Below are 8150 nucleotides of genomic sequence, written 5' to 3'. Positions count from 1 at the left end.
GTTCCCACAAAGGTCGCTTCTGGGGTAAATGTTACATTCCCCGCATTATCCACCGTGTAGGTTCCTTGTCCTGGTACTGTGTTACTTGTTTGTCGTCCTGCTGTACTTGGGTCTAAATCTACCGTGGTTAGGTCTAATGTTCCGTCTGTATCTGAGTCGTTTCCTGTAATACTAAAGGTGACTGGAGTTGCTTTGTTAGTGACGCTGGTGTCATCTGTTGCTGTTGGAGGAACATTGTTAACTGTGACAGTTATATTAGCTTCGTTGGATACTCCACCGTCGTTATCTGCTACTGTGTAAGTAATCGGAGTAGTAGTTCCCACAAAGGTCGCTTCTGGGGTAAATGTTACATTCCCCGCATTATCCACCGTGTAGGTTCCTTGTCCTGGTACTGTGTTACTTGTTTGTCGTCCTGCTGTACTTGGGTCTAAATCTACCGTGGTTAGGTCTAATGTTCCGTCTGTATCTGAGTCGTTTCCTGTAATACTAAAGGTGACTGGAGTTGCTTTGTTAGTGACGCTGGTGTCATCTGTTGCTGTTGGAGGAACATTGTTAACTGTGACAGTTATATTAGCTTCGTTGGATACTCCACCGTCGTTATCTGCTACTGTGTAAGTAATCGGAGTAGTAGTTCCCACAAAGGTCGCTTCTGGGGTAAATGTTACATTCCCCGCATTATCCACCGTGTAGGTTCCTTGTCCTGGTACTGTGTTACTTGTTTGTCGTCCTGCTGTACTTGGGTCTAAATCTACGGTGGTTAGGTCTAATGTTCCGTCTGTATCTGAGTCGTTTCCTGTAATACTAAAGGTGACTGGAGTTGCTTTGTTGGTGACGCTGGTGTCATCTGTTGCTGTTGGAGGAACATTGTTAACTGTGACACTTACCGTTGCTTCGTTGGACACTCCACCGTCGTTATCTGCTACTGTATAAGTAATCGGAGTAGTAGTTCCCACAAAGGTCGCTTCTGGGGTAAATGTTACATTCCCCGCATTATCCACCGTGTAGGTTCCTTGTCCTGGTACTGTGTTACTTGTTTGTCGTCCGTCTGTTCCTGGGTCTAGATCTACGGTGGTTAGGTCTAATGTTCCGTCTGTATCTGAGTCGTTTCCTGTAATGCTGAAGGTGACTGGAGTTGCTTTGTTGGTGACGCTGGTGTCGTTTGTTGCTGTAGGCGGATCGTTTACTCTCACACTTATTGTAGCTTCGTTTGAGTATGCACCATCATCGTCTTCTACTGTGTAAGTTATGGGAGTGGCAGTTCCTACAAAGGTTGCATCTGGGGTGAAAGTGACGTCTCCGCTGTTGTTTACTGTGTAGGTTCCTTGTCCTGGTACTGTCTGAGTTGTTTCTTGGGTTAGTGGAGTGCTTGGATCTAGGTCTACTGTATCTATTCGTAGTGTTCCATCGGTGTCGTTGTCGTTGTTTGTAATACTGAAGGTAACTGGAGTTCCTTGGTTGGTGACGGTGGTGTCGTCTACTGCTGTTGGAACAACATTATCAGTAACAGTAACAGTTATAGATCCACTTCCTGTTAATGCGCCTCCTGTTCCCTGGTCGTCGTCCGCTGTATTACCATCATTAATTGTGTAATCAATAGTTACTGGAGCTACAGTAGGAGTCGAATTACTATAACCAATATTCTGTAAAGCTGAATCAACTAAAGCGCCAGTAGCACTACTATTAAATGTTAGTAACAATGTGCCGCCAGTATTAGTAGTAACTGTACCGATAGTCGTACCATTGACTGTCAGGGGTTGACCCTCTCTTAAAGCTCCTAATACGCTAGGATCACCACTACTAAATACATCCTCAGCATTTGCCCCACCATTTCTTTCTAATGTGAGGGTAGCACCGCTGTAGTTATCTCGAGCATCTAATTCAAAATCACTAATAGTAGCATCGCCATCTAAAATAACTGGGTTACCAACAAAAGTTGGAGTATTGTCTAAGGCGCTAAAAGTGGGGGCGTCATTAACAGGAATAACCGTAATTGTAGTCGTCTGACGCTCTGTTGCAGGGTTTGCGAAGATTGCGTCGGAAGAGTTTCCATCTTCATCCACAACAACAAACTGTATACTTCTGTCAGTAGTATTTGGTGCTTCACTCGTGTTTCGGAATTGGATGGCTTGAAGAGCTGTTACAAAGTCAGCTACGCTAGCAGTTCCAGAAGTAGCTGTTAAAGTGACCACATCTCCTGCACCTGAAACCGCAGAACCTATAGTCCCTACTGGATCAGCTACAACAAATTCGTCACCATCAAAAGGGTTGGTCAGCGTAATAGTTGCGCTCGCTAATCGACCCCCATCAGCAGTAGTGCCATTGTTTATTAAGTCTCGAATAACCAGGCCATTATCACCAGCCGTAAGATCTACTATATCAACACCAGTATCGCCTTCTGTGAAGGTGTCTGCGTGGTTAAGACTTGCGGTATCGGTACCACTTAGGTCTATTTGTGGGATGTCAAAAATAGATGTTCGCTCAGCGTCACCGATCCCATCATTAAATTCTGCCAGTGGTGTCAAAGAGAGTTCTTCAATTTGAGCGGCACTTGTTAAGCTTGTAAAGTTTCTGATGTGAAAGACTCTTCCATTAGAATTAGCACCGGTAGTGTCCTGATTAGCGTTAACAAATAATTTTCCTTCTGCGTCAGTCCAAACTGCACCATAAGGAGTCCCACCCTCACCAGCCGCAGCGGGAAGAGTAACTGTTGGGGTTAATACGTCTCCGGATAAGCTAGTAGCCGTAGCAGTGACACTGAGATCAGAAGCAACATTAACATTAATTTCATATAACAGACCATCCCTGTTAACGCCATAAAGGCTCCTCCGACCGTTAATCTCAATAAAAGCAAAATCATCTATATTGCCGGAAATGTCTCCCAAGCGTATATCAGCTAACTGCGTTATATTACTACCATCATTACTAACAACAGCACTAATATTTATTGGTCTTAAACCATTTACTGTTTCATCAAGGGTCCATAAAATAGTGGTTGGTTGACCATTCACATCAAAAAAAGATATATCTCCAGCAAAAATGGAGGAGATAGCAGGAGTAGTTGTGAAAGCATCAGCAGCATTGTCACTAAGACCACCAGTCGGCGTGACATATTGCAAACTACCATCTGATGATATTCTTACAAGTTCACCGTTCTCGCTAATGCCATATACGAAGTCGTCTCCAGGACTATAACCTGCTGCATTATATCTTACACCAGCATCGCCAACAACCTCATACTGCCCTGTTAATGGGTTAAATTGGTTAAGTACACTATCAAGCACTTGTAATAACCGAGGTCTTTCCGCAAATGGTGTTGTTAGGACATAATTCCATTCTTGTTGTGTCTCCTGTGTAAAAGGTACATCTACTTCCAACTCACCCTTAATAACCTCCAACTCCCAGTCACCACCCAAAGCCACATTACCAGTTGGCCTTGCCGAAGCAGCAACATTCGCACCTGTAACTTCCCGAAGTCGTAACAAAAATTCTTCACCTATATTGTCAGCAGCAACGCTACAACCATAGAGCAATAAATTAGTTACTGACCAACTTTCTAACTCTTGGGAATAATCATTATTTATACTATTAATATTTAATTGACTGTTACCCAAATGTAAACATCCGGGCGCACCATGAGAAACAATATGTATAGAAGATATGTGAGGATACTTTGTAATAACTTGAGTAATATCCTGAATGCCATCTGAAGTTGGATCAAGGATAACTACTTTTGTTTTGGGTAAAACCCCATTAGCTAAACTCTGGTAATCCTCTACATTAGAGTCTATAAAAACTATTTGTTCTGGAGATTCTAGTTGACTAGAGAAATTAACAAACTGGATGGATTTTTTAGTTGATACAGGTTGACAAATGTTAAGTTGAGACATTACAAAAAGACTCCTTTTAAAGATGGTAGGTAAACTAAGATATAAAATAAATAAATATATTATAATATTAAGATAATTTCATATTAAGATAATTTCATATAAATTTAATTGATAAAGCTACGTCGTGTGCAACTTTTTCAAATTGATGAGATTGAGGGAGTTTAGTTCTGAGAACCAGACTTTCCGATCAAAACCCAGGAACGTTGACCATTCCGTAGAAAGTTAAACATTGCGTAATGCTTTTACACTTATAGAACAAGATTAAATTATTTGTCAAGATAATCCGTCAAATTTTTTTTCAAGAAGGGTTTGTAACTGTTGGCTCAAATCTGGTATTATCTATAAAAATCTCGGATTATCTGTTTATGCTACTTGGATGCATGGGCTGAATTACACCCAAATAAGCAGCAAAAAACATTACTGGCTAAACACGCTGGTGTAGTTTGCTGGCGCATAGCTTTCCTGCGGAATGCTGCCCAAACGCTAACGTCATGCTTGGAATTGGGGAGTATGGTTAACTAGAAACATCCTTAATCACAATTCCAGTAATCCTGATAGTAAACTTAAGTTTCCTACTGCAATTGATTTGGCCTTTGCTTTTAGTAGCAATGGTTAAATCATTAAACTATTGGTACTACGAGGTTTCTCAAACAGCACCTCAATATGCTTTAAGGTATTTATCAGACGCGAGTAAGCGAAGATTCAGTAAAGTGTCGGGAATACCTAAATTCAAGAAAAAAGGTAAAGATGACAGCTTTACTTTAGATGGTTCAATTTCTCCAATTACAGCAGTTTTCATAATTAGTAGACCACAGTAGGGACGTTCCATGGAACGTCCCTACTGGGTTTTGGTTGTGACGATGTGGTTCATCAAGAAAGAAAAGCGCTGTAAGTTATAAGGAGGAGAAAGTTTTTTGGTCGCGTTTTCCTGACGGAATGCTACGCAAACATGTCGCGCAGCGAAAGCGGAACGGAGTTCTATCACGCTCTTATCCGGACATGATATTAGGAGTCAGGAGAAATGGGAACTACAGAAGATGTGGTCATAAGAATTGTCCCTTAATTTTTCCGCCATAGTGAGTCTTTAATACTAACTTTTTGAGCTTTTTGGTGCAAAAAGCTGGTACTTTTTTCGACTAAAAAATCCTAAAACCCTTATATGCCAATGCTTTCATATTTAGTCAGCAAGCCCCAATTAGACGATTGAAGAATCACTAAGAGTAGTGAACCGACTTGCTATTTGCTCTGAGGTTGCAGATATATTTTCTAAAGTGACTAAAAGTTGCTCATTCCAGAAGATTGAAATATTGCTATCAACAGTCTCAACAGTGAAACTTTGTGCATTAATAGGTACTCCATTACCTGGTACAAGGAAGTCTTGATTAATATCAAAGTCAGTAATAATATCCACTCCTTGGTCAAGTTCAAGCAGGAAGCGATCGCTACCACTACCTCCAGACAAAGTATCATCACCTTCCCCTCCATACAAGAAGTCGTCACCTCCGTCTCCGATGAGAGAGTCATTTCCTAATGAACCAAACAAGGTATCATTATCCTCACCTCCAGACAAAGTATCATTACCTTCCTCTCCATACAATGTATCCTGACCTTGATTACCAAATATGAGGTCGTTTCCTATACCACCAAATAACTCATCTCGGTTACCTTCCGTTCCCAATGGTGCTACAAGTTCGGGGTTGTCACCATACATGGTATCATCGCCTTCACAACCACATAAAGTATCATTGCCTTGATCTCCAAACATCAGGTCGTCCCCTAACCGACCATACATTAAGTCATCATCCTTACCACCTCGTGAAGTATCATCGCCTTCACCACCAATAATAGTGTCATTAGCATGATTACCACTGAGGAAGTCATTTCCGGCACCACCATCAATGAAGTCTTCTCCAAATACATCTCCATCAACGATACTATTGTTACCACCAAAAATACTGTCATCTCCCTCTTGACCTAAAAGAGTATCGTCTCCTTCGTCGCCAAGGATTAAATCATTATCCTTACCAGCTAAGATGAAATCGTTTTCTTTACCTCCGTTCAGTATATCGTTTCCACGACTACCTTCTATAACATCGTTACCGGGACCACCATTAACAGTATCTTCTCCAATTTCCTCTTCTGATGAACTTGAATTAGGGTCTCCAACTATCATGTCATCGCCATCTTCTCCCAAGAGCATATCGTGGCCTTGTTGTCCGAAAACAATATCATCACCTTTACCAGCATAGACTATATCATCATTCTTACCACCCATAAGCATATCATGGTAGCGGTTTCCATGTAGGGTGTCCTTACCCATGCCACCATTCATCATATCACTACCTGTGATATCTTTGTCATTACCGCCAGGAGTACCTCCCATCATAAAATCGTCACCTTGATCCCCTAATAGGGTATCATTACCCATATCACCATATACGTCATCATTACCCTTACCTGCACGACCTGTATCGTCACCTTTTCCACCGTTGATATGGTCATTTTGTTCTTTACCATTAATAAAGTCATTACCACGATTACCAAAAACTGAATCCTCACCCAGACCACCAAACATGATGTCACGATTTTGAGAACCTTCTATAAAATCGTCACCTGCCAAAGCATCAAAAGCTACTTGAGTTACCTGAGATGCTTGAAGGATCTCAAGGAGGTTACTACTTTGGATCAATTCGCTTTCTTCTGTACCAAATAAAAGCTGTTCAAATTGGGTATCAAGAACTATAGAAGGTACAACAGGTGAATCTACAAATTCTATAGTTGGAGGTGGAGGACAAGAATGGTCATCATCTATTTGAGAGTCTTCTATAATTTCTGGATCTGTAGTTGGCGCTGGATTTGGTGCTGTAGTTGGCGCTGGATTTGGTGCTGTAGTTGGCGCTGGATTTGGTGCTGTAGTTGGCGCTGGATTTGGCGCTGGATTTGGCGCTGGATTTGGCGCTGGATTTGGGGTGGAAGCTACTTCTACAGAGATGTTGGCAGGTTCTAAGGCATTGCCGTCGGTGTCATCAGCAACATAAGAAATGGATACTTCACCCTCAAAATCCTCAACTGGGGTAAAGGTGACGTTGCCTTCATTGTCTACAGTAAACGCGCCTTCACCAGGGACTGTGATGTTGTTCTGTATTTCTGGTGTGCTGGTGTTCAGGTCGATGGTAGTAGCATCAATACCTACATCGTTGCCAATGATGCTGAATGTAACTGGGGTGTTGGGGGTGGTCGTTGCTGTGTCATCTGTTAATACAGCTATGGGAGCTACATTTACAGAAATGTTCGCCGATTCCAAGGAATTGCCGTCGGTGTCATCAGCAACATAAGAAATGGATACTTCACCCTCAAAATCCTCAACTGGGGTAAAGGTGACGTTGCCTTCATTGTCTACAGTAAACGCGCCTTCACCAGGGACTGTGATGTTGTTCTGTATTTCTGGCGTGCTGGTGTTCAGGTCGATGGTAGTAGCATCAATACCTACATCGTTGCCAATGATGCTGAATGTAACTGGGGTGTTAGGGGTGGTGGTTACTGTGTCATCTGTTAATACAGGTGTGGGAGCGACATCTACAGAAATGTTAGCTGGTGACAAGAGATTGCCGTTGGGGTCATTACCAACATAAGGAATAGATGCCTCACCCACAAAACCCTCCACTGGCGTAAAGGTGACATTCCCATCATCGTCTACGGTAAATGTACCTTGGTCTGGTACGGTGATGGTTTTCTGTATTCCTTGTGTTTCTGGATCAAGGTCAATGCTAGTGGGGTCGATGAGAGCATCATTTTCGGTGATGTTGAATGTAACTGGGGTATTGAAGGGGGTGGTTTCTGTGTCATCGGTTGAAGAACCTGTTATACTGACAGAAATGTCAGCAGCTTCCAAAAGGTTGCCGTCCGTGTCATTAGCAACATAAGGAGTGGAGACCTGACCATCAAAACCTTCCACTGGGGTAAAGGTGACAATGCCTTCCGAGTCTACGCTAAACGTACCTTGACGGCGGACTATGGTATTCTGTATCCCCTCTGTTTCCGGATCTAGGTCGATAGTAGTGGGATCAATATTGTCATCGTTGTCAATGATGCTGAATGTGACTGGGGTGTTGATTGGGGTGGTTGCTATGTCATCTGTTAATTCTGGTGTGGGTTCGACATTTACGGATATATCAGCAGGTGCTAAGGGGTTGCCTTGGTTGTCATTGGCAGCATAAGGAATGGATGCTTCTCCCTCGAAACCATCCACTGGGGTGAAGGTGA

3 protein-coding genes are annotated in these 8150 nt (G+C 42.4%); 1 reads left to right on the top strand and 2 read right to left on the bottom strand.

Annotation, left to right across the window (positions count from 1 at the left end; all coding sequences use genetic code 11):
* Positions 1–3887 (bottom strand): DUF4347 domain-containing protein (locus F6K40_RS36210; protein WP_293143811.1); only part of this gene is annotated, 3887 nt, incomplete at its 3' end.
* A 608-nt stretch (positions 3888–4495) separates the two neighbouring features.
* Here F6K40_RS36210 and F6K40_RS41520 point away from each other — a divergent pair.
* Complete coding sequence (locus F6K40_RS41520) at positions 4496–4705, top strand: hypothetical protein (RefSeq protein WP_375340628.1); 210 nt, start codon at positions 4496–4498, stop codon at positions 4703–4705.
* 377 nt (positions 4706–5082) lie between these two features.
* Here the strand turns inward: F6K40_RS41520 and F6K40_RS36200 are convergent.
* On the bottom strand, positions 5083–8150 hold a 3068-nt coding region (locus F6K40_RS36200; RefSeq protein ID WP_293143808.1), incomplete at its 5' end, for an Ig-like domain-containing protein.

Source organism: Okeania sp. SIO3I5 (genome assembly GCF_010672085.1).
Classification (GTDB): Bacteria; Cyanobacteriota; Cyanobacteriia; order Cyanobacteriales; family Microcoleaceae; genus Trichodesmium.
Note: the sequence above shows the minus strand (reverse complement) of the source record. Positions and strands in the feature narration are given on the sequence as shown.